The organism is Nocardioides sp. Z50_6, from assembly GCF_058215755.1.
The window spans coordinates 851,715-872,236 of sequence record NZ_JBZAJB010000001.1; the positions used below are offsets into that span (position 1 = coordinate 851,715).

18 protein-coding genes are annotated in these 20,522 nt (G+C 73.7%); 7 read left to right on the forward strand and 11 right to left on the reverse strand.

Features of this window, described 5'->3' with window-relative positions:
• Positions 1–50: 50 nt before the first annotated feature.
• Entirely contained in the window at positions 51–491 is a 441-nt protein-coding gene (locus tag AC4BGE_RS04080) for a pyridoxamine 5'-phosphate oxidase family protein (RefSeq protein ID WP_490571095.1), read from the reverse strand.
• Positions 492–554: 63 nt separating this feature from the next.
• On the opposite strand from AC4BGE_RS04080, the gene AC4BGE_RS04085 reads away from it, so the two are divergent.
• Positions 555–1,397 (forward strand): SDR family NAD(P)-dependent oxidoreductase, encoded by an 843-nt coding sequence (locus AC4BGE_RS04085; RefSeq protein WP_490574435.1) that lies wholly within the window; start codon positions 555–557, stop codon positions 1,395–1,397.
• A 26-nt stretch (positions 1,398–1,423) separates the two neighbouring features.
• Here AC4BGE_RS04085 and AC4BGE_RS04090 read toward each other — a convergent pair whose 3' ends face one another.
• Positions 1,424–2,764 carry a threonine/serine exporter family protein gene (locus tag AC4BGE_RS04090; protein WP_490574436.1) on the reverse strand — a complete coding sequence of 447 codons (1,341 nt, stop codon included), beginning with the start codon at positions 2,762–2,764 and terminating at the stop codon, positions 1,424–1,426.
• Between the two features lie 53 nt (positions 2,765–2,817).
• Here AC4BGE_RS04090 and AC4BGE_RS04095 point away from each other — a divergent pair, with 53 nt between their 5' ends.
• Positions 2,818–3,948 (forward strand): glutamate--cysteine ligase, encoded by a 1,131-nt coding sequence (locus AC4BGE_RS04095; protein WP_490574437.1) that lies wholly within the window; start codon positions 2,818–2,820, stop codon positions 3,946–3,948.
• 61 nt (positions 3,949–4,009) lie between these two features.
• Positions 4,010–5,464 carry a WS/DGAT/MGAT family O-acyltransferase gene (locus AC4BGE_RS04100; protein ID WP_490574438.1) on the forward strand — a complete coding sequence of 485 codons (1,455 nt, stop codon included), beginning with the start codon at positions 4,010–4,012 and terminating at the stop codon, positions 5,462–5,464.
• Positions 5,465–5,470: 6 nt separating this feature from the next.
• Here AC4BGE_RS04100 and AC4BGE_RS04105 read toward each other — a convergent pair whose 3' ends face one another.
• Complete coding sequence (locus tag AC4BGE_RS04105) at positions 5,471–6,658, reverse strand: site-specific DNA-methyltransferase (protein WP_490574439.1); 1,188 nt, start codon at positions 6,656–6,658, stop codon at positions 5,471–5,473.
• Between the two features lie 19 nt (positions 6,659–6,677).
• On the opposite strand from AC4BGE_RS04105, the gene AC4BGE_RS04110 reads away from it, so the two are divergent.
• Positions 6,678–7,976, forward strand: a complete 1,299-nt coding sequence (locus AC4BGE_RS04110) for a phosphodiester glycosidase family protein (protein WP_490574440.1) — start codon at positions 6,678–6,680, stop codon at positions 7,974–7,976.
• Positions 7,977–7,991: 15 nt separating this feature from the next.
• Here the strand turns inward: AC4BGE_RS04110 and AC4BGE_RS04115 are convergent, their stop codons facing one another.
• Positions 7,992–8,597, reverse strand: a complete 606-nt coding sequence (locus AC4BGE_RS04115) for a hypothetical protein (protein ID WP_490574441.1) — start codon at positions 8,595–8,597, stop codon at positions 7,992–7,994.
• Positions 8,598–8,679: 82 nt separating this feature from the next.
• Between AC4BGE_RS04115 and AC4BGE_RS04120 the strand changes: the two genes are divergently transcribed.
• Positions 8,680–9,270 carry a mismatch-specific DNA-glycosylase gene (locus tag AC4BGE_RS04120; protein WP_490574442.1) on the forward strand — a complete coding sequence of 197 codons (591 nt, stop codon included), beginning with the start codon at positions 8,680–8,682 and terminating at the stop codon, positions 9,268–9,270.
• 302 nt (positions 9,271–9,572) lie between these two features.
• On the opposite strand, the gene AC4BGE_RS04125 is transcribed toward AC4BGE_RS04120, so the two are convergent.
• Together AC4BGE_RS04125 and AC4BGE_RS04130 are read right to left on the reverse strand one after the other, a co-directional pair.
• Entirely contained in the window at positions 9,573–10,220 is a 648-nt protein-coding gene (locus tag AC4BGE_RS04125; protein ID WP_490574443.1) for a hypothetical protein, read from the reverse strand.
• Between the two features lie 79 nt (positions 10,221–10,299).
• Positions 10,300–11,157, reverse strand: coding sequence for a calcium-binding protein (locus AC4BGE_RS04130; protein ID WP_490571105.1), 858 nt, complete (start codon positions 11,155–11,157; stop codon positions 10,300–10,302).
• 249 nt (positions 11,158–11,406) lie between these two features.
• Between AC4BGE_RS04130 and AC4BGE_RS04135 the strand changes: the two genes are divergently transcribed.
• Positions 11,407–12,468 carry a GTP pyrophosphokinase gene (locus AC4BGE_RS04135; protein ID WP_490574444.1) on the forward strand — a complete coding sequence of 354 codons (1,062 nt, stop codon included), beginning with the start codon at positions 11,407–11,409 and terminating at the stop codon, positions 12,466–12,468.
• A 71-nt stretch (positions 12,469–12,539) separates the two neighbouring features.
• Here AC4BGE_RS04135 and AC4BGE_RS04140 read toward each other — a convergent pair whose 3' ends face one another.
• From AC4BGE_RS04140 to cysS, 4 genes are all read right to left on the reverse strand, one after another.
• Positions 12,540–13,535, reverse strand: a complete 996-nt coding sequence (locus AC4BGE_RS04140; protein ID WP_490574445.1) for a hypothetical protein — start codon at positions 13,533–13,535, stop codon at positions 12,540–12,542.
• Between the two features lie 109 nt (positions 13,536–13,644).
• Positions 13,645–15,186: a metallophosphoesterase gene (locus AC4BGE_RS04145; RefSeq protein ID WP_490571108.1), complete on the reverse strand. Its 1,542-nt coding sequence runs from the start codon at positions 15,184–15,186 to the stop codon at positions 13,645–13,647.
• Between the two features lie 49 nt (positions 15,187–15,235).
• Positions 15,236–16,195: a 23S rRNA (guanosine(2251)-2'-O)-methyltransferase RlmB gene (gene rlmB / locus AC4BGE_RS04150; protein WP_490571109.1), complete on the reverse strand. Its 960-nt coding sequence runs from the start codon at positions 16,193–16,195 to the stop codon at positions 15,236–15,238.
• A gap of 1 nt (position 16,196) precedes the next feature.
• Positions 16,197–17,627: a cysteine--tRNA ligase gene (gene cysS / locus AC4BGE_RS04155; RefSeq protein WP_490574446.1), complete on the reverse strand. Its 1,431-nt coding sequence runs from the start codon at positions 17,625–17,627 to the stop codon at positions 16,197–16,199.
• An 86-nt stretch (positions 17,628–17,713) separates the two neighbouring features.
• On the opposite strand from cysS, the gene AC4BGE_RS04160 reads away from it, so the two are divergent.
• Complete coding sequence (locus AC4BGE_RS04160; protein ID WP_490574447.1) at positions 17,714–18,964, forward strand: C39 family peptidase; 1,251 nt, start codon at positions 17,714–17,716, stop codon at positions 18,962–18,964.
• 21 nt (positions 18,965–18,985) lie between these two features.
• Here AC4BGE_RS04160 and AC4BGE_RS04165 read toward each other — a convergent pair whose 3' ends face one another.
• On the reverse strand, positions 18,986–20,503 hold the full coding sequence (locus AC4BGE_RS04165) for a molybdopterin-dependent oxidoreductase (RefSeq protein WP_490571112.1): 1,518 nt from the start codon (positions 20,501–20,503) through the stop codon (positions 18,986–18,988).
• Positions 20,504–20,522: the final 19 nt, after the last annotated feature.

The following is a 20,522-nucleotide window of genomic DNA, read 5'->3' on the forward strand; positions in this document are numbered from 1 at the left end:
GCAAGGGCGCGCGGATCGGCAAGGGCGCGCGGATCGGTGGAGGGCGGCGCTCAGGCGCCGGGCACGTCCGCGACCGTCGGGTGCGACCAGTCCTCGGCCCCGACCCTGCGCCCCGTCACGTCCTGGGCGGTGATGCTCAGCAGCAGCGAACGGTTGCCTCCGGCCCACGGCGCGGGAAGGTGCGCAGGCGGGTCGAAGACGGCGGCCGAGGGGTCCAGCACCCGCTCGCAGAGCCCCAGCACGACGACGCTCCACCCGCTCCGCATCTCGCGGTCGAGGTGGTCGATCTCGAACGCCACGGTGGCGCCGGGGCCGTGGGTGGCCAGCTCGGAGTAGGAGGTGGTGCGGATCTCCAGCACCCCGTCGTTCACGGTGTAGTTGACCGGCACGATCCGCGGCCCGTGCGGCGTGGTGAACGCGACCCGCCCGACCACGTCGGCGCGCAGCAGCGCACGGCACTCGTCGAGCGAGAGCTCGGCCACCTCGTCCATGCCCCCATGGTGGCACGGCTCGTTCCCCGCGGCGAGAGGTCCCGCACCGCTACGCTCGCCGCCATGAGGACACTGGACGCCAAGGTCGTCGCCATCACCGGAGCCGCGTCGGGGATCGGACGGGCGCTCGCCCTGGAGGCGGCGGGGCGCGGCGCCCTGCTCGCCCTCTCCGACGTGGACGAGACCGGGCTGGCCGAGACGGCCGAGCGTGCCCGGGCCGCCGGGGCACGGGAGGTCAGGGTCGACCGGCTCGACGTCGCCGACCGTGCCGCGTTCACGACGTACGCCGACGAGGTCGCCGCATACTTCGGCCGGGTCAACATGATCGTCAACAACGCCGGAGTCGCGCTGGCCGGGGACTTCACCGACCTGGAGCCCACCGACATGGAGTGGATCATGGGGATCAACTTCTGGGGCGTCGTCCACGGGACCAAGGCCTTCCTGCCCCACCTGATCGCCTCGGGCGACGGGCACGTGGTCAACCTCTCCTCGCTCTTCGGCCTCGTCTCGATGCCGGGCCAGAGCCTGTACTGCGCCTCGAAGTACGCAGTGCGGGGCATGTCCGAGGCGCTGCGCGAGGAGATGATCGTCGCCGGACACCCGGTCGGCGTGACCGTCGTCCACCCCGGCGGGATCAGGACCGCGATCGCCCGCAACGCCCGGGTCGCCGACCCCGACGACAAGCAGCGCACCGCCGACTTCTTCGACAAGCAGCTGGCGCGCACCGAGCCCGAGGAGGCGGCGCGGGTGATCGTCAGGGGCGTGCTGGCCGGCAAGGCCCGGGTGCTGGTCGGGGCCGACGCGCACGCGCTGCACCACCTGGCCAAGACCACCGGCGCGCGCTACCAGGACCTGGTGGCCCGGGTCGCGCGGCGGGCGCTGCCGGCCCGCACCAAGGTCGTCTGACGACCGGGCTCGCCACCCGGGGGGGCTCAGCGCTTCGAGCGGGCCCTGAAGACACCCACCAGCCGCGGACCAGCGAGCCGCTGCTCGAGCTTGCGCGCCTCCCGCTTCACCGGCTGGGCGACGTACTCCCCGAGGATCACCCCGGAGGCCAGCGCGATCGCCACCGAGGCTGCGGTGACCATCGCGAGCAGGCCCTGCGAGATCGCGGCGCCGCCCTCGGCCAGCAGCGAGAGCCCGCGATAGATCGAGAGCCCGGGCAGCAGCGGGACGATCGCGGAGACCACCACCACCAGCGGCGGCACCCGGACCCGGCCCGCCACCGCGTAGGCGACGAGGCCGATCGCGAACGCCGCCGTGGCCGCCGCCCAGGTGCGCCCGAGCCCGGCCTCCTCGATCACCCGGAAGATGGCCGCGGCACCTCCGGCGACCACCGCGATCGGCAGCAGGATCCGCTTCGGCGAGTACGCCGAGTAGGCGAAGGAGGCCGCGCAGAGTGCCGCCCCCACCGCCAGCACCCCGATGTCCTGCCAGCCGGAGCGTCCGGGCTCCAGCTGGCCCACGTCGACGCCGAGCAGCTCACCGAGGGTCAGTCCGCCGCTGACCCCCGCGATGATCCCCGCGGTGGCCAGGAGCGCCTCGATGATCCGTGCGCCCGCAGTGACGTAGAAGCCGGAGAGCGCGTCCTGCAGCGCACCCATGAAGCCGATCCCGGCGAGCAGCATGATGATGTTGGCCGTGACGACCAGCGAGGGGTCGACGTCGAAGCCGGAGGCGGCAGCCCCCACGGCGAAGAGGGTGGCCACCACCCCGCCGGCCACCTGGAGGTAGAAGGTCGGCAGCCGCCGGCGGCTCAGGAAGAGCTGCACCCGGTCGATGCAGGACGCCGCCACGAAGGCGATCGCGACCACCAGCGCACCGCCGCCGAGAAAGAGGGCCACGGAGGCGCACATCACCCCGGTGGCGACGGTGACCGCCCAGCGCGGGCGGTTGTGGCCGACCGAGACGATGGTGGCCATCCGGTTGCGCGCCAGGTAGAGGTCGAGGCGTCCGGCCAGCAGGTCCCGGACCAGGTGGTCGACCTGGGTGAGGTCCTCGTAGTCGATGTCGCGCTGCTTGACCTGCCGCAGCATCACCAGCGACGGCATCGCCGCGTCGTACTGGTGGCCCATCGAGACCTGGGTGAAGGTCACGTCGATGTCGGTGTGCCGCAGTCCGAGGTGGTGGGCGACCGCGCCCATCGTCGCGGTCACGTCCGCGGCCCCGGCCCCGTTGGCGAGCAGCATCTCGCCGATCCGCAGGCACAGGTCGATCGTCAGGTTGAGCTCCTTGACGTCAACCTCGTTGTTCTGGTCAGGCACGGTCCTCATGCTGTCACGCGGCACTCGCGACGCCCCGGGCACCCGCCCCCTAGGCTGACGCCGTGCGCATCGACTTCCACGCCTCCCCGGCCCCCACGTTGGGGGTGGAGTGGGAGCTGGCCCTGGTCGACACGGAGTCGCGGGACCTGGTCAGCGCCGCCGCCGACCTCTTCGAGCTGGCAGTGCCCCGTCTGCCCCACCCGGAGCGGCTGCACCAGGAGCTGCTCCGCAACACCGTGGAGGCCGTCACCGGGATCTGCCACGACGTCCCGGAGGCGATGGGGCAGCTGCGCGAGACCCTCGGGGTGGTCGCCAAGGCGGGCGACGAGCTGGGGGTCGACCTCTTCGGCGCCGGGGCACACCCCTTCGCGAGCTGGTCGGCCCAGCAGATCACCGAGGGCCACCGCTACGAGGAGCTGATCAACCGCACCCAGTGGTGGGGCCGGCAGATGCTGATCTGGGGGGTCCACGTGCACGTCGGGCTCCCCGAGCGGGATCGGGTGATGCCGGTGCTCACCGGGCTCCTCAACTCCTACCCCCACCTGCTGGCCCTCTCGGCCTCCTCGCCGGTCTGGGCGGGCCAGGACACCGGCTACGCCTCGAACCGGGCCCTGATGTTCCAGCAGCTCCCCACCGCCGGGCTGCCCTTCCAGTTCCAGCGCTGGGAGGAGTTCGAGGGGTTCGCCCACGACCAGCTGACCACCGGGGTCATCTCCGAGCTCGACGAGGTGCGCTGGGACATCCGCCCGGCCCCCAAGCTCGGCACCCTGGAGAACCGGGTCTGCGACGGGGTCTCCACCCTCGACGAGCTCGGCGCCCTCACCGCCCTCATGCACTGCCTGGTGGTCGACCTCGACACCCGGATCGCCGCGGGCGAGCAGGTCAGCACGATGCCGCCGTGGCACGTGCAGGAGAACAAGTGGCGCGCGGCCCGCTACGGCCTCGACGCGATCATCATCCTCGACGGCGACTCCCGCGAGCGCCTGGTCACCGACGACCTGGCCGACCTGCTGGAGCGCCTCGAGCCGGTCGCCCGACGGCTCGGCTGCTCCGACGAGCTGCGGCGGGTCGCCGACATCCCCACCCGCGGCGCCTCCTACCAGCGCCAACGCGCGGTGGCCCACGAGTCGGGCGGCGACCTGGTGGCGGTCGTCGACTCGGTGGTCGGCGAGCTGCGCAACTCGCTCGCCTGACCGGGTCGCCGGCTTGGCCGGATCCCTGGACGCGGCACCCCCGGCCTGCCATCCTCGGGCCGTGGCCACACTCCCGGACCCCACGTCCCTCGGATTCCTGATGGTGGAGAGCCGTCAGATGCCGATGCACGTCGGTGGGCTCCACCTCTTCGCCCGTCCCGAGGACGCCGACGACGGCTACGAACGCGAGCTGGTGACCCAGCTGCGCACCGTCCCCGAGATGTCGCCGCTCTACCTGCGCCACCCGCACCGCTCCGTGCGGACGGGGGGCCAGCTGGTCTGGGAGACCGACGGGGCCTTCGACATCGAGCACCACGTGCGGCACAGCGCCCTGCCCCGCCCGGGCGGGGGCCGGGAGCTGCTCGAGCTGGTGAGCCGCCTGCACTCCACGCGGCTGCCCTGGGAGCGCCCGCTGTGGGAGTCGCACGTGATCGAGGGCCTGAACGACGGCCGGGTGGCGATCTACCACAAGATCCACCACGCGCTGATGGACGGCGTCTCCGCGATCCGGCTGCTCAACGTGGTGCTCAGCGACGACCCCGAGGAGCGCGGGATGCTCGCTCCCTGGGCGCTCCACCCGGCGCCGGTCGACGGGGCCTCCCGGGGCACGGTCGACGGGGCCTCCCGGGGCGCGGTCGACGGGGCCTCCCGGAGCCCGGTCGGCGGCGCAGACCTCGCACACGTGCCCGTCACCGCCGTGCGCTCGGCGCTCGGCCTGCTCGCCGAGGCGGCCGGGATGCCCGGCGCGCTGGTCCGCACCCTGTCCCGGTCGGTGCGGGACCAGCCCTCCACGCTCTCGCTCCACTCCCCCCGGACGATGCTCGACCGGGAGTTCACCGGAGCCCGGCGCTTCGCGGCCCAGGACTGGCCGGTGGAGCGGCTGCACGCGGTCGCCCGGTCCAGCGGGACCACGATCAACGACGTGGTGGTCGCGATGACCTCGGGCACGCTGCGCCGCTACCTGCTCCAGCACGACGAGCTGCCGCGGCAGAGCCTGGTGGCCATGGTCCCGGTCGGGCTCAAGGCGAAGGAGTCACACCTCCCGTCCGCCGACGGGGGGAACGCCGTCGGCGCGGTGATGGTCCGGATGGGCACGGAGATCGCCGACCCCGCCGGCCGGCTCCGCGCGGTCCACGAGTCGATGAAGGCGGGCAAGGCGGCGCTGGCCTCGATGACGCCGCTGCAGATCGTGGCGATGAGCGGGCTGGGCCAGCTCCAGGCGATGCTCCCGGCGATCTGGGGAGCCAGCGGGCTCACGCGTCCGCCGTACAACGTGATCGTGAGCAACGTGCCCGGGCCCCGGCAGGCCAAGTACTTCAACGGCGCCCGGCTGCTGGGCAACTACCCGGCCTCCATCCCGATCCCGGGCGCTTCGCTCAACATCACCTGCACCTCCTACGACGGCAAGATGTGCTTCGGCCTCACCGGCTGCCGGCGCGCGGTGCCGCGCCTGCAGCAGATGCTGCCGTTCCTGGACGAGGAGCTGGCGCTGCTCGAGGAGGCCGTCGGCCTCTGAGCCGCCCTACCGCTCCTCGAGGCCGCCGCCGAGCTGCTCGGCGACTGCGCGCAGGCGGGCCCGGGTGATGTCGGCGACCGTCCCGAAGCCGGCCAGGTCGGCGTTGGAGCCCGGCCGGGTGGGCTCGGCGGAGTTGACCGAGAGGCACTGCCGGGTGCCCCCGTCCTCCAGGTTGGCCAGCGCGACCGCGTGGCCGGTGGTGCCGCTGCCCGCGAAGGGGTCGAGCACCCGGGCGTCGGCCGGCATCGTGTGCAGGATCCGGCGCAGCAGGCCGGTCGGCTTCGGCGACTCGAAGACGTGGCCCACCAACGCCTTGAGCTCGGCGACCGCGGAGTCGGTGGAGCCGACCTCCTCGGCGTGCCAGATGGTGCGCAGCTTCTTGCGGCGCCCCCCGGGCCGCTCCAGCCAGTCGCGCTGGAAGACGTCGACCCGCGGACCCCGCTGGCCCTTGATCTGCCGGCAGACCAGGTCGTCGGGCCGCGACCCGATCAACGGCCGCGACCAGCGCCAGACCGCGGCCGTGCCGTCGCCGAAGACCGGGTGCACCTCCACGGCTCCCGGGAAGGGCTCCAGCGCCACCCGCCCGCCCTCGGGGTCGCCGTAGACCGGGAAGTGCAGCGTCGGGGCCGTCAGCGGGTTGAACTTCTTGTTGGTGTTGCGCAGCGGCAGGTGCCGGAAGCGGCGGCCGTCCTCGGCGACCTCGGGGAAGTCGGCGGCGACCACACTGTGGGAGGTCGAGGCGTCCAGCCGGCAGGCACGGGCGTCGCGGGCGAAGACCAGCAGGTACTCGTGGTCGGTGGCGAAGCCGCCCCCCAGCTGTCGTCCCTTGGGGTTGAGGTTGACCACCACCTGGGCCAGGAAGTTCTGCTCGCCGAAGACGTCGTCCATCAGCAGCCGCAGCCTGGCCGCCTCGTTGTCGTCGATGCTGACGAAGACGGCGCCACCGGGGTCGAGCACGCGGCGTACCTCCTCCAGGCGGGGCCGCATCATCGCCAGCCACGCCTCGTGGCGCCCGGCGCGGCCGCCGTCGGCGGTCCGGAAGCGGTCCGCGTAGGCGAAGTCGTTGCCGGTGTTGTACGGCGGGTCGGCGTAGACGAGATCGATCGAGCCGGTGCCGAGCGAGGCCAGCACCTCGAGGTTGTCCCCCTCGACGAAAGCGTTCCAGGTCGCCACGTCCGCCACATTAGTGCTCATCCGTCCTACTCTGGAGAGCATGCCCTCCTTCACACGACCGCCTGCCCCCGCTCGCCGTGCCGCCTCGGCGGCCGTCGCCGGCCTCGCCACCGGCGCCTGCGTGCTGGCCCTCACCGCGCCGACCGCCGCCACCCCGACCCCCGCCGCAGCCCCGGGCGGCGACCGCGCCCCGGGGACCGGCACCGACCACCAGCCGCGCCACGCCAGCGACGGCAAGGCCGGCTGGGTGGCCGAGCCGCTGCCGGCCGGTCGCCGCGCCCCGGCCACCGTGATCTCCGAGACCGGCTGGAGCATGGCTCCCGGCATCGACTACCGCACCTGGGACCAGCTCGAGCCCCGCGGGGCGAACATCCCCCAGACCGTGCGCTTCCAGCTGCTCACCATCGACATCGCCAACCCGGGCAACACCTTCGACCTGGTCTCCACCGACAAGGTCGCCGACGGCACGTCGGTGGAGTGGATGGCCAAGCAGTCGGGTGCCGTGGCCGCCATCAACGGCGACTTCTTCGACATCGGCGACACCGGCGCCCCGCTGGGTGTGGGCAAGGCCCGCAATGGCGGCCTGCGCCACGCCCCCGCCTCGGGGTGGAACAGCAGCTTCTGGGTGGACAAGGCCGGCCGGCCCCGGGTGGGCGACCTGCCGTTCGTCGGGAAGTTCCGCAACGGCAAGCGACCCAACATCACCTTCTCGGGCTTCAACTCCCCCCTCGTGCCCAAGGGCGGCATCGGCCTCTACACCCCCAAGTGGGGCAAGACCAGCGGCTACTCGGTCACCGACGGGCAGAAGCGGGCCCGCCAGGTGATCATCAAGAACGGCCGGGTCGTCTCCAACCGCTACGGCCTGACCCGCGGGAAGAAGATCCAGGGCAAGCTGCTGGTCGGGCGCGGCAAGGGCGCCGCGCTGCTCAAGAAGCTCAAGCGCGGCGAGCGTCTGGGCCTGAAGTGGCGGGTCAAGGGCTCGCCGACGGTCGCCATCTCGGGTGACCGGCCGCTGCTGCTCGACAGCCAGCGCGTGGTCATCAACGACCAGCTGATGCACCCCCGCACCGCGGTCGGCATCGACGAGGACGGCCACAAGGTCTTCTTCCTCACCGTCGACGGCCGGCAGGCGCACAGCCGCGGGTACACGATGGTCGAGCTGGCCAACATGATGCAGGCCCTGGGCGCCGAGAACGCACTCAACCTCGACGGCGGCGGCTCCACCACCATGGTCGGCCACACCGACCTGGGACAGCTCGCCGTGCTCAACACGCCCTCGGACGGCACCCAGCGCAAGGTCCCCAACGGCCTGGCGGTCTTCTCCACCCCCTTCAGCTGAGGGCGGGCCGGCCCCTCAGACGGGGCCGGCCACCCCTCGCGCCTGTTCCCCGTCGACGGCGAGCAGCGCGACCGTCGTCATCGGCACCAGGCACTGCACGGTCTGCTTGGGCATCCGGACCCGGACGCGCAGCTCGCCGTCCTCGCGTCGCAGGGACCAGCGCTCCGGCGCCTCGCAACCGACCGCCAGCACGGCGCCCAGCAGCGCCTCCCCGGCGCGCAGCTCCTGCCGCGCCTCCTCCAGCGCCCGGTCGAGGTCGTCGCGGAACCGCGCCGAGGTGAACTGCACCAGCCACGCCTCCTGCGCTCCCACGTCGGGCAGGAGCACCAGGGAGCCGCTGCCGGGGCCGCTGCCGGTGTCGCTCCCGGTGACCTCCACGAGGGGCCGGTACGCCACCGCACCCTCCGGGGCGCCGCCCCCGGTCGTCGGCGTGGCCGTCGGCGTCGGCGTGGGCGTGGGCGTGGCCGTCGGCGTCGGCGTGGCGGCGGGGGACGACGGGTCGGCGCCGCCCTCGCGGCCGTCCGTGTCACCGCCGCACCCGGCCACGAGCATGAGCACGCCCGCCGCGACGAGGCCGGACAGGACGCGGACGGCCGCCGTACTCGCTCGCACCTGTGGCACCCGTGACACCTCCTGCCCGGGCGGCGGCCGCGGGCCCGGGGCCGCCACGTACCCGTTACGCGCCCTGGCTACCCTGCGGGACATGGCTCGATTCACCCGCGCGGAGCTCCAGGCGTTCCGCGACACCGAGGTGCCCGACCTGCTCGGGCCCGACGTCCGCCTGCTCTTCGTCGGCATCAACCCGGGCCTGTGGACCGCGGCGACGCAGACCCACTTCGCCCACCCGGCCAACCGGTTCTACCCTGCCCTGCACCTGTCGGGCATCCTCGAGCGGCGCATCGACCCGGCCGCCGGGATGACCAACGACGACCGGGACCACCTGCGCGCCCGCGGCCTCGGCATCACCAACCTGGTGCCGCGGGCGACGGCGCGGGCCGACGAGCTGACCCCGGCCGAGCTGGCCGCCGGCGGCGCCCGGCTGGAGCAGCTGGTGGCCCGGGTGCGGCCCCGCGTGGTGGCCGTCCTCGGCATCACCGCCTACCGGCAGGCCTTCGGCGACCGCAAGGCGGTCACCGGCCGCCAGCCGGAGCCCTTCGCCGGGTCCGAGCTCTGGGTGCTGCCCAACCCGTCGGGCCTCAACGCGCACCAGACCGTGGGCACCCTCGCCGAGGCGTACGCCGCCCCCGCCCGCGCCGCCGGCCTGCTCCCAGCCGACGCGGACACGGGCCCCTGACCGGCCCTGCCGCACCCGCGGGCCCCCCGGACGTCATCACCAACGGCGCCCCGAACGACCGCCCGCGATGACGTCCCCCGGGGGCTGTCGGACGTCATCACCAACGGCGCCCCGAACGACCACTCGCGATGACGTCCCCCGGGGGCTGTCGGACGTCATCACCAACGGCGCCCCGAACGACCACTCGCGATGACGTCCCAAGGAGACCTGCCGGACGGCCGCCGGACGTCATCGTGGGTGGTGCCTCGGACGACCGCTCGTGATGACGTCCGGGGGCGGGGGCGGGGGGGGCAGGGGTGCGCTCAGCCCTGGGGGCCGACGTCGTCGATCGTGGTCACCACGTCGGTCAGCACCGGACGCCGGGGCGCCGAGCTGAACCCGAAGCGGCACGGCGGGTCCAGGGCGGTCAGCGACCCCAGGCGTACGCCGTCGAAGCGCCCGGCGGCCGAGTCGAGCGCGTGCACGTCGGTTGCCCCGTAGTACTCGCGGCGGCCCCGGCCGGCGGTCCCGCGGGTCCGTACGCCGGGCAGCAGCAACCGGGCGAGCGGGTCGGTGACCCGCGACCAGCCGGGCGCGGTGGCCAGCGGCCTCGGCACCAGGCGCAGCGCGTGCCCCAGCGCGGTCCGCCGGCCGATGCCGCAGACGAGCTCCAACGACGGCGTCCGCACCTGCCAGCGCTCCCGCCCGGCGGGCATCCCGAAGCCGCTCGCCACCCGCCCCGCCTCGACCTCGACCGGCTCCACCCGGACCTCGTCGAAGAGGTAGGTGCCGGCGACCAGGTCGGCGACCGCGCGGGTGGGAGCCAGCAGGACCCGGTGACCCTCGGCCGTCTCCACCATCACGTCGGCGAAGGCCCCCAGCGGCGACTCCCGCCATCGGCCGACGACGGCACGCAGCCCGCTGGTGGTGCCGACCCCGGCGATCTGTCCGACGAAACGTGCGCGCGCCATGGGTTCGACGGTAGTGGTGCCGGGGTCATCGGCGCCCCCACGCGATCGGGCCAGGTCCGTACGGCCGGGCCCGTCCGGGTCAGTACGGCCAGCCGAAGGGCGGAACGTCGACGACGGTCACCGACTCGCAGTCCTTGCCGTCGTACTTGTTGACCAGCCCGATCTTGTCGCGGGGGTCGATCGACCCGATGTAGATCACCTGGTCGTAGCCCTCCTGGCAGTAGATCTGGTCGTAGTCGCCGTCGTTGAGGACGTAGAAGATGTCGTCGCCCTCCTCGGAGTAGAACTCGTCCGAGCCGCTGCCGAGGAAGATGATGTCGTTGCCCTCGTCGGCGGTGCCCCGGTCGTCGCCCGCGCCGTCGATGAGGACGTCGTTGCCGTCGCCGCCGTCCAGCTCGTCGTTGCCGGCGCCACCGTCGAGGAAGTCGTTGCCCACGGCCCCGGAGACGTGGTCGTTGCCGTCGTCGCCGTAGACCTTGTCGTCGCCCTGGGCGCCCATCAGTCCGCCCACGCGGGTGCCGCGACGGAGGTTGTCGTCGCCGGGCCCGCCGTAGATGACGTCGTTGTCGGGACCGCCGGAGATGCTGTCGCGGCCGTCCCCGCCGTCGAGCGTGTCGTTGCCGACCATGCCGTCGACGACGTCGTCCCCGGCCTCACCCCAGGCCGAGTCGTCGCCGTTGTGCATCAGGATCGTGTCGTTCCCGAGCCCGCCCCACGCCTGGTCGTTGCCGGCGTGACCGTTGAGCCGGTCGACGCCCCCCTCCCCGTGGAGGAGGTCGTCCCCGGCGTTGCCGTCGAGCTGGTCCTTGCCGGGGCCGCCGAAGATGGTGTCGTTGCCCGGGTGTCCGTAGAGGCGGTCGGCGCCGCCTCGGCCCTTGATGATGTCGTCCCCGGCGAGCGCCTTGATGACGTTGGGCTTGCGGTTGCCGGTGAGCACGTCATCACCCTTGGTCGCCTTCTTGGCCGCGACAGCGGGGGCGGCGAGGCCGAGGATCAGCAGAAGGAGCGGAAGGAAGACGAAAGAGCGTCGGATGGTGGGCCTCCTGTGTCTCGAAGCGGACCGCGCGGGAACTGGACCGGCGGCGTGCGCGTCGATTATTCCAAAAGGGGGTGAGGGAGACTGAGGAACACCCGATCCACCACCTCTTCCGCCCCCGTCCCGTCCCATGACTGGCAGGCTTCTCCCATGTCCGACCTTCCCCCTCCCGCCGACGACCCGCCGGGCACCCCCGCGGCCCCAGCGCCTCCTGAGGCACCGGTCCGGGAGGCGGTGCGCCGTTATGCCGCGATGCAACCCGGTCTGCTGGGTCCGACGCAGCGCTTCGTCGAGCTGGTCACCTCCCTGCTCGACGAGGCCGGGATCAACTACCTCTCGGTGGACGGGCGGACCAAGAGCGTGGCCTCCTTCGCGGCCAAGGCGGCGCGACAGGTCGACGGGCAGCCGGAGTACGCCGACCCGCTGAGCGAGATCACCGACCAGGTCGGCGTCCGCGTCATCACCTACGTGCACAGCGACGTGGCGGCGGTCGCCGACGTCTTCGACGACCAGCTGGTCGTGGTCGACGACCGCGACCTGGGTCTGGAGACCGCCCGGGAGGGCCGGTTCGGCTACTCCAGCCGCCACCTCCTGGTCGCGGTCGGCGAGCCCGGCCCGGAGAGCTTCACCGACCTGGCGGGACTGCGCGCCAGCATCCAGGTCCGCACGGTGCTCCAGCACGCCTGGGCCGAGTTCGAGCACGACATCCGCTACAAGGGCACCGTGCCGGAGGAGCACGCCCCCGACCTCGACCGCCGTTTCACCCTGGCGGCGGGCCTGCTGGAGCTGGCCGACCAGGAGTTCTCGGCGATCCGCGCCAGGCTGCAGGGCTCCGGGCCGACCCGGCTCGCCGACGCCGACCCCAGCGACCCCCGGATCAGCGGGCAGGAGCTGGCCGCCTTCCTGGCCGGCCAGTACGCCGACGCCGGGTGGTCCCACACCGACCACTACGGGTGGATCGCGGGACTGCTGCTGGAGCTGGGGGTGACCTCGCTCGACGAGCTCGCGGCGCTGCTGACGTCCGTCGACCCGGAGGCGGTGATCCGCCGGATGGGCTACCGCTACCCCGCGGGAGCCGTGCGCCGCCTCGACGACGCGCTGCTGGCCATCTTCGGCGAGCGGTACGTCGCCCTCACCGGCAACGCGCACCGGGTGCCGCAGCTGCGAGCCCGGCTGGCGAAGCTGGTCGACCAGGAGGAGCCCGGACGCTGAGCTGCCGGGTGCGGCTCACGAGGGAGCCGCACCCGGCAGGAGTCGCCTTCCGGCGCGGGTCGGGCCTTCGCTCAGGCGTCGGAGAGCGGCAGCTGGTCGGCCGGGCTGGCCGGGGTCTTCTCAGTCGGTGTCTTGGCGGCCGGGGTCTTCTTCGCCTGGGCCTTCTTCGCCGGCGCCTTCTTGGCCGGGGCCTGCTTCGCCGGCGCCTTCTTGGCCGGGGCCGTCGCGGCGGACGTCTTCTCGGCCGTGGTGGCGCTCGCGGTCCCCGTCGCGGGCGTCGTGGCGGCCGGCTCGGCGGCGACCGGCACGCTGGTGTCCACGTCGGAGGCGGCGGCCACCTGGGCAATGGCCGCCGGCGCCGGGGTGCCCTCGGCGACCTTCCGCTCCGCGGCCTTGCGGCTCGGGAGCTTGGCGCCGGGGCCGGCGGTCTTCGCCGCCGGCGCCTTCTTCGCCGCCGGGACCTTCTCGGCGGGAGCCTTCGCCGCCGGCGCCTTCTTCGCGGCCGGAGCCTTCTTCGCCGCCGGAACCTTCTCGGCGGGAGCCTTCGCCGCCGGCGCCTTCTTGGCGGCGGGCTTGGCGGCAGGCTCAGCGGCAGGCGTGGCGGCCGGCGCCTTCTTGGCGGCGGGCTCAGCGGCGGGCTCAGCGGCAGGCGTGGCGGCCGGAGCCTTCCTGGCAGCCGGCTTGGCGGCGGGCGCCTTCTTGGCCGGCTTGGCCTTCACCGGCGCGTAGGCCTTGCGGGGGGCGAGCGGGTCACCGTGCGGCGCGGCCGTCTCGGTCTGCTTCACGGGTGCCTTGGCGGGCGCCTCGTCGGGCGCCGCCGACGGCGCCTCGCTGGGCGTGACGCGCGGCGAGTCCACGGGCCAGCTCACGCCGCCCTGCGCGTCCCCACGCTCCAGCAGCTGGCCGGCGCGGGCGACTGCGCCCCCCACGACCTGACCGGCCAGGCCGACGCCGGTCCCGACGACGTCCTTGACGTCGTCGACGATCTCCTGGACGGTCTCCTGCGGGCGGGTGACGAGGCCGGTCGTGCGCCGGGCCACCTGGGCGAGTGCTTTGCGTGGGTCCATGGTGTCTCCTATACCCCGTTGTGCTCCTCGGCATGGGTGAGGAACACGCCACATGATCCCCTACCCCGCGCCGGCGCCCCGTCCGCGCCGCCGGACGTGGACGGCACTTTCAGGGTGCGGGCGACACGGGACCGTCCGAGGTGCGGCCGAGCTCCTCGTAGGGGCCCACCAGGAAGCGGCCGTCGGTGCGCACCCGCACCCACTGGATCCCCACGGGGACGCCCTCGTCGTCGTAGGTGATCAGGGTCATCTCCGCGTCGCGGCGGGGCTTGCTGCCGATCGCGAGGGCGTACGCCGCCCCGCCGGTGGTCCCGTTGGTCCAGCTGTAGCCGACCTCGCCGTCGGGGCCGACCACCTCGGTCGGCCCGTTCTGGACGTGCAGGTGGCCGCCGACCGCGAGATCGGCGCAGCCGCGCTCCAGCGCCTCCTGGGCCAGCTTGACGTCGTGCACGAGCAGGGTGTTGATCCGCTCCTCGGAGTCGCAGGCGGTGTCGGCGAGCCGCTCACCCACCTCCTCGAAGCTCAGGCCGGTCTCGTCGCGCCAGCTGCCCAGCCCGCTGCTGCGGGGGTCGTCGACCCCGAGGATGCGGCCCCCGCCGGGCCCCTCCTCCACCTCTCCGACCAGACGGGTCCAGCCCAGGTCGTCGAGGTAGTCGCCGACGAAGCCGCCGTGGTCGTGGTTCCCGGTGACCGCCCAGCGGTCGAGGTCCTCGAAGGAGGCCTGGAGGGAGTCCAGGGAGAACGCCTCCCACGGCTTCCCGGTCGAGGTGTCGTCCCCCGCCCCGAGGATCGCGGTGGCGCCCGCGCGGTCGGCGACGGCCCGGGCGACCCGGTCCATGCCGACGTTGTCGTGCCGGTCCGAGACCAGCAGCGCCACGGTCTGGTCCTCCTCCGGCTCGTGCACCTCGATGTCGGCGGCCGCCTCCGCGGCGGCGTCGTACCACTCGCGGCTCTTGGCGTAGGTGTCGACGGCGCTGGCGATCAGTCGCTTGGTCTGGGTGCCGGTGACGTCCGCCCGCACCTCCAGCCCGGCTGCCTCCTCCGGCACCGGCACCTGGTCGCCCAGGAACTCGGGCAGCGGGATCCAGCTCCGGGTCTGGTCCAGCGGCGCCTGCTCGCGGTGCCAGGGCTGCCAGAGCGCCACCGCCAGGACGACGACCAGCGAGGCCACCAGCAGCGGTCTGGGCCGCAGGGTGCGCAGGTCCCGGAGCAGGTCGCGGCGGCGGACCGGGCCGAGCAGGAGGTAGGCGAGCACCGGGAGCGCGCCGATGGCCGCGCCCCGCAGGCCGGAGGCGATCGCCATGTCCACGACGAGCCCCTGCACCTTCGCGATCTGCGCCTCGGGGTTGGAGGCGATCAGCGTGTAGCGCTCGAAGAGCTCCTCGGTGGAGGCCGCGTCGCTCTTGCCGAGGGCGATCCGCACCCCCAGCCCGCCCGGGACGTCGAGGCGGACGTCGGGGAGCACCGGCCCCGTCGCCAGCACGGCGTACCCGTCGAGGGTGGGGGTGACCACCGCGTCGTGGCCGGCCAGCACCGTGGTGCGGCTGCTGTTGAGGAAGAGCGCGGACCCCACGGCGACCGCGGTGACCACCCAGACCGCGGCCGTCAGGACCCACCGCAGCACGGAGGCGGCATCGGGACGGAACGACATCGACCTCACCGTAGCCAACGGCCGACGCCGGCCGACGACCCAGGTCGGGTCAGGCGCGGGCCTGGGAGATGGCGTAGAGCGCCACGGAGGCCGCCACCCCCGCGTTGAGCGACTCCAGGTTGTTGGCCATCGGGATCGAGACCAGCTGGTCGCAGGTCTCGGCGACCAGGCGGGACAGGCCCTTGCCCTCGGAGCCCACCACCAGGACCAGCGGACCCTCGGCCAGCCCGCCCTCGGCGGCCAGCTCGGGCAGCGACATGGTGCCCTCGGCGTCGAGGCCCACCACCATGCAGCCGGCGTCCTGGTAGGCCTTCAGCTGACGGACCAGGTTGACCGCCTGGGCCACCGGGGTCCGGGCCGCGGCGCCGGCAGAGGTCTTCCAGGCCGAGGCGGTCATCCCGGCCGCCCGGCGCTCGGGGATCAGCACGCCGTGCGCGCCGAAGCCGGAGGCGGAGCGGACGACGGCCCCGAGGTTGCGCGGGTCGGTGACCGAGTCGAGGGCCACGACGAGCGGCGGCTCCTTGGCCTCGGCGGCCCGGTCGAGCAGGTCGTCGCCGTGGGCGTACTCGTAGGACGGGATGCGCGCGGCCAGGCCCTGGTGGACCGCGCCGGCGGTCATCCGGTCCATCTCGTTGCGGGTGACCTCCATCATCGACAGGCCCTGCTCGGCGGCGAGCTTGAAGGCCTCCCGCAGGCGGCCGTCCCGCTCGGCGCCCTCGGCGACGTAGACGCCGGTGATCGGCACGCCGGCACGCAGCACCTCGACCACGCTGTTGCGGCCGGCCACCCACTCGGCGTCGCTGCTCTTCGTGTTGCGGTGCCGCGGCTTGGCCGTCGCCTCGCGCTCCGAGCGCGCCTTGGCCTTGTGCGCCTTGTGGTAGGGCCGGTCCTCAGCCTTGGGCGTCGGTCCCCTGCCCTCCAGCCCGCGCTTGACGCGGCCTCCGGAGCCGATGGTGGCGCCCTTCTTCGACTTGCGGATGGATCCCTTGCGCTGGGAGTTGCCTGCCATGTCAGTCCTTCCCCTGCGCCTGGGCCAGCGACCAGCGCGGCCCCGACGGGGTGTCCTCGATCTCGATGCCGGCCGCCTTGAGGCGGTCGCGGAGGGCGTCCGCGGTGGCGAACTCCCGTGCTGCACGTGCGGCGGCGCGCTCCTCCAGGAGCGCTCCGACCAGGACGTCGACCGCGTCGGTGAGCAGCGCGGTCTCGGTGTCGTCGCCGCCCGACCAGGCCGGGTCGGCGGGGTGGAGGCCGAGCACGTCGAGCATCGCCAGCACCTGCGCGCCGGCCCGCCCGGCGTCGCCGCCCTCGGCGAGCAGCCGGTTGCCCTCGCGGACCGTCTCGTGCACCACCGCCACCGCGGCGGGGGTGCCGAGGTCGTCGTCCATCGCGGCCACGAAGGCCTCGGGCAGCTGCTCGAGCCGCACCTGGCCGGCCTCGCCCGGGACGCCGGCGCGCTTCAGGAACGCCTCGACGCGGCGGAAGCCGGTGGCGGCCTCGTCGAGGGCCTCGAAGGAGAACTCGACGTGGCTGCGGTAGTGGGCGGCGACCAGGTAGTAGCGCAGCTCGACGCCGCGGTAGCGCTGGAGGACGGCCGGGATGGTCAGGCTGTTGCCGAGCGACTTGCTCATCTTCTCGCCCGCGGTGGTGATCCAGGCGTTGTGCATCCAGTAGGCCGCGAAGGGGTGGCCGGCGGCGCGCGACTGGGCCTGCTCGTTCTCGTGGTGCGGGAAGCGCAGGTCCATGCCGCCGCCGTGGATGTCGAAGGCGGTGCCGAGGTACTTGCCGGCCATCGCCGAGCACTCGATGTGCCAGCCGGGGCGCCCGCGGCCCCAGGGCGAGGGCCACGACGCGGTGGCCGGCTCGCTCCCGGACTTCCAGCCCTTCCACAGGGCGAAGTCGCGGGGGTCGCGCTTGCCGCGCGGGTCGGCGTCCTCGGCGGCCTCCATGTCGTCGATCCGCTGCCGGGTGAGCTCGCCGTAGGTCGGCCACGAGCGGACGTCGAAGTAGACGTCGCCCGAGCCGTCGTCGGCGGCGTAGGCGTGGCCGCGCTCGATCAGGGAGGCGATCATCTCGATCATCTCGGGCACGTGGCCGGTGGCCGCCGGCTCGTAGGTCGGCGGGGCGACGTTGAGGGCGTCGTAGGCGCGGTCCAGCTCGCGCTTCATGGCGTAGGCGAGGTTGTACCAGGGGCGGCCCTGCTCGGCGGCCTTGGCCAGGATCTTGTCGTCGATGTCGGTGGTGTTGCGGATGAAGGTGACCTCGTAGCCGCGCACCCGGAGCCAGCGCTGCAGGACGTCGAAGTTGACCCCGGAGCGGACGTGGCCGACGTGCGGCTCAGACTGAACGGTGAGCCCACAGACGTAGAGACCGACCTTCCCCTCCTCGAGGGGGACGAAGTCGCGGACTTCGCGAGACGCGGTGTCATGGAGCCTGAGAGTCACCCGCTCAGTCTAGGGGCGGGCGAGGCCGGGATTCGCATCCCCGAACTCGGTGACGGGTGGGGCTGGTGTGACGTATCGTCCCGAGGATGAATCGCCTGCCCCACGCGCCCTCCTCCCGCCCCGTGCCCCGGCTGGTGGCCGGAGCGGCCGCGCTGGTCCTGCCGGCGACCCTCCTCGGCGTGCTCGCCGCCCCCGCCGTGGCCGAGCGGGAGCCCGCGCCGCGTCGCTCGGCGACGCAGATCTCCGACACCTCCTTCGACGCGGGTCACGAGCTGCGCCCGGGTGCACGGGTCGGCACCAGGATCGCCAAGGGGTCGGTGCGGCTCAAGCGGCCCACCCGCGCCCGGACCGTCGAGGGCCTCCGCTACGACATGGGCATCTGGACCTCGCCGTGGGTCACCGAGGCCTTCGGCTTCACCGAGCTCATCCCCTCCTGGCAGGCGACCACCCCGCGGGACAGCTGGATCGAGGTCAAGGCCCGGCTGCGCGCCCCGGACGGCACCGTCGGGTCGTGGGACACCATGGCCCGCTGGACCTCCGGCAACCGCTGGCTGCGGCGCACCACCCTGGGCAGCCAGGACGACGACCTGGCCCGGGTGGCGACCGACACGCTCAAGGTGCACGACGCCGCGGGCGCGGTCGGCTGGCAGCTCAAGGTCCAGCTGATGCGGCGCCAGGGGACCAAGGCGGCGCCCTCCCTGGACCGGGTCGGCGCGATGGCCAGCCGGGTCGCCCCCCGGGGCGCGACCTCGGCGCCGGGCCCGGCCGTGGGCACGGTCCTCGACGTGCCGGCGTACTCCCAGATGACGCACCGGGGCCACTACCCCCAGTGGGGCAACGGCGGTGAGGCGTGGTGCTCGCCGACCTCGCTGGCCATGGTGCTCGACCACTACGGCGTGCTGCCCGACGCGGCCCGCGCCTTCGGCGGTGGCGCCCACACCGACCCGGTGGTGGACCACACCGCCCAGCAGGTCTACGACCACGGCTACCGCGGCACCGGCAACTGGGCCTTCAACACCGCCTACGCGGGCACCCTGCTGCCCCACACCCGGGTCACCCGGCTGGCCGACCTGCGGGCGGCCGAGGAGCACGTGAGCGCCGGCACCCCGCTGATCGTCTCGGTCGCCTTCGGCGCCGGCGAGCTGGACGGCGCCCCGATCACCTCCACCGCCGGTCACCTGATGGTGCTGGTGGGCTTCACCCCCGCCGGCGAAGTGGTGGTCAACGACCCGGCGGCGCCGAGCAACTCCTCCGTCCGGCGCACCTACGACCGGGCCCAGTTCGAGAAGGTCTGGCTCGACGGGTCCGGCGGGCTCACCTACCTGCTCGAGGACTAGCCGGCCCCGGGGCCGACCCCGCTAGGCGTCGTCGGCGGCGGTGAACGAGATCTCGTGCCACCCGGTGGCGCCGTCGGGCACCACGTCGCGCCGCACCCCGGTCTGCACCTCGCCGCGCTTGTCGCGCGCCCTGACCCGCAGCAGGTGCTCCCCCGGCTCGACGTCGAGGGTGGCCGCCCACTGCACCCAGGTGTCGTTGGTGCGGGGCAGGGCCACCTCCGCCTCCTGCCAGTCGCCGCCGTCGAGCGCGACCTGCACCGCGGAGATCCCCACGTGCTGGTGCCAGGCCATGCCGCCGACCCGGAGCCGTCCGGCCGGGACGGTGTCGCCCGACGACGGGACGTCGATCCGTGAGGAGAGCCGCACCGGCCCCTGCTCCGACCAGCCCCGCTGGGTCCAGAAGGCGTCGACGTCGACGAACCGGGTCACCTCCCAGTCGACCACCCACTTGCAGGCCGAGACGTAGCCGTAGAGGCCGGGCACCACGGTGCGCGCCGGGAAGCCGTGCTCGAGCGGCAGCGGCTCGCCGTTCATCGCCACCGCGACCATCGAGTCGCGGACGTCGGTGAGCGCGCTGAGCGGGGTGCTGCACGTCCACCCGTCGTCGGAGGTCTGCAGCACCGCGTCGGCACCGGGGCGCACGCCCGCCCGCTCCAGCAGGGTCGCGGTGCGCACCCCGCTCCACCAGGCGTTGCCGACCAGCGGGCCGGCGACGGGGTTGGAGACACAGCTCAGGGTGATCCACGCCTCGCTGAGCTCCATGGCGATGAGGTCGCGGTAGGTCAGCACGACCTCGCGCTCGACCATGCCGTGGATGCGCAGCCGCCACTGAGAGGGATTGATGGTGGGCACCGCCAGGGTGGTGTCGATCCGGTAGAACTCCGCGTTCGGCGTCTGCCAGCTCGTCACCCCGGCCAAGTCGACCCGGGCCCGCGGCGGAGCCTCCCGGTCGGTGACGCCGGGGATGCGCAGCAGGCGCCGGCTCTCCTGGACCGCCCGCTTGCGATTGCCCACGACCCGGCCCAGGGTGCCGGCGGAGACCGCCACCAGGCCGGCCACGCCGAGGCCGGCCAGCAGGCCCCGGCGACCGGACGCCCACCCGCCGTCCGACTCGCGTCCGGCGAGCAGCCCCAGCAGGCCGGTGGCGAGCACCGAGGTCACCAGGCCCACCCCGATCGGGACCGCGTCGACCACCGTCGCGCCCGGCTGCAGCATCACCGCCACCAGGCCGGCGCCGGCCAGCAGCACCCACACCAGCACCGAGCGCCACCAGCCGCGGCCCCAGGCCCACCCGGCCAGCGAGAAGCCGGCCAGGAGCACCAGGACCACCAGCAGCATCAGCACCGGCTTGTCGGCCCGGCCGAGGGTCTCGATCGCCCACTCGACCACCGGGCCCGGGGTGAACCGGACCACCAGCTCGGCGGCGGCGACCAGCGGAGGGTCCCGGATGGTCAGCGACTTGGCCGCCAGGTAGCTCGTGGCGAGCCCGGTGGCCCCGGCGACGACACCGATGAGGGCCCACGGGCGAGTCGACTGCATGGGAGTGATTGTGGCTCAG